Genomic DNA, 1,637 nt, shown 5'->3' with positions numbered 1-1,637 from the left:
TTAAAAGATCAAGGTCAAATAAAATTTTTAGAAGCTGACCACTTATTATCTAGTTTGCTTATAGATGAAGGTCTGGATGAAGAATTTTTTCAGGAACATATTGCTGACCCGCTTGAATCTTTACGATTAAGGTTTGGGAAAGTTAGAGTTTTTGGTGGAATGGTAGCTATGCTTTGGCAAGAAGGCAAACATAAAGCGGCTATTCAACTGGAAGAGTTATGGGTTAATTTAACCCATAAACAAGAATTCTCCCTTCTTTGCTCGTATTCCCTTGGCTTTCAACATCCTTCAACCTTTGAGGATTCCTTGCATTTAATTAGTGAATGTCATAAGCATCTAATTCCAAATAAAAAACATGAATCTACTGTTTCGAGTGAAGAATCGGATGTGGTAAATGCTCTAGAAATAGCCTGGAATCGGATGGCAGAAAAATTTGCCTATTCCCAAACCCCGCGGATTCAATTAAGCTCATCTAATAATTAAATTTTAAACCGTTTCAAGCAAATAAATTATTTCCAAAAAAATAATGATTCATTTAATATTTTATTGTAAATAGTAATTTAGAAGTTAAATGAACACATTAAATTGCGCTGAAGGCTTCTCCTCGCAATTTTTATTTGTGTAACTTGCAAATGAATTTATTAAATGAATATATTTTTCTTTCATTGCTAAAATGCATCCGCGAATTAAAAATATCCTAAAGTGAATTAAATAATTGCTTTACCCCTTGCGGAACATTAGATAGTTCTGGATAAAACAGCGTCCATATCATTCCTCCAATAAGGACGCTAGTCAGAATTAATAAGAAAAATAAAAGTAAAGTTATAGGGCTAGATTTCTTCTGGGAATCATTAATTTCATCGAATGACATATAAAATCCTGAATAGAGCAATTTTTCATTATGTCATCATTAAGATCTGGTCTCGGTGCGTCTTCTAACAATTTAGATCTCTCCATTGAGAAACTACATTGAACTAAGTTTCATTTGAAAATTAATCTTTTAGCAAAGATATCTTTAGAGAGATTGAATTAGCTGTTCTCCTTGACTTGACGCCTTATTGACTGCAGGTGAGACTGGCCAGAATTGCATTTTCTCAGAATCATAGGGCTTAAGAAAAAACTCCAAAATTTCAGCTGATAATTTCTCTGGGTTCAGCCAAGCATCTATTGATTCATAAGGAAGGATTGCAGGCATTCGGTTATGAGCAGGCCGCATTAGTTCATTACATTCGGAGTGATGATTGAGCAACTTATAATATCGATATCGTTAATTGTAGCGATTATCCATATTCCCGCAAAAGACATAGGGCAACCATCATCCTTAGATGAAATATAATAATATGTTGTTTATGCGTGGCGTCTTTAGGTGATTTCCATTCATAAATCCAGTGACCGGTATTATGCATCTTTGAGTATGAAATTCATTTTTTGAAAATTGGGTTTATTGAGACTGTTTCAGCTCGTGCATTATTGAGTAAAGGTAATTTTCTTAATATCCTTTACCCAGCGAGGAACAAAACTCCATTGCATGAATAAACCCTCTCGTTCTTCCCTAGACTCCCGTATGAGTATTGGACCTGGGGGCAATATTGAACCATGGTAGTACTTCTGGCATTGATGCCGCTTTGTACCATTCC

At 34.7% G+C, this 1,637-nt stretch carries 2 protein-coding genes; one reads left to right on the top strand and one right to left on the bottom strand.

Annotated elements, in window-relative coordinates; genetic code table 11:
- A partial coding sequence (locus tag C7H79_RS17050; protein WP_172592502.1) for an MEDS domain-containing protein occupies positions 1 to 483 on the top strand: 483 nt, incomplete at its 5' end.
- A 532-nt stretch (positions 484 to 1,015) separates the two neighbouring features.
- On the opposite strand, the gene C7H79_RS19635 is transcribed toward C7H79_RS17050, so the two are convergent.
- Positions 1,016 to 1,249: an SOS response-associated peptidase family protein gene (locus C7H79_RS19635; protein WP_106708416.1), complete on the bottom strand. Its 234-nt coding sequence runs from the start codon at positions 1,247 to 1,249 to the stop codon at positions 1,016 to 1,018.
- Between the last annotated feature and the right edge of the window lie 388 nt (positions 1,250 to 1,637).

This window comes from Nitrosomonas supralitoralis (assembly GCF_003011925.2).
Taxonomy (GTDB): Bacteria; Pseudomonadota; Gammaproteobacteria; order Burkholderiales; family Nitrosomonadaceae; genus Nitrosomonas; species Nitrosomonas supralitoralis.
Note: the sequence above shows the minus strand (reverse complement) of the source record. Positions and strands in the feature narration are given on the sequence as shown.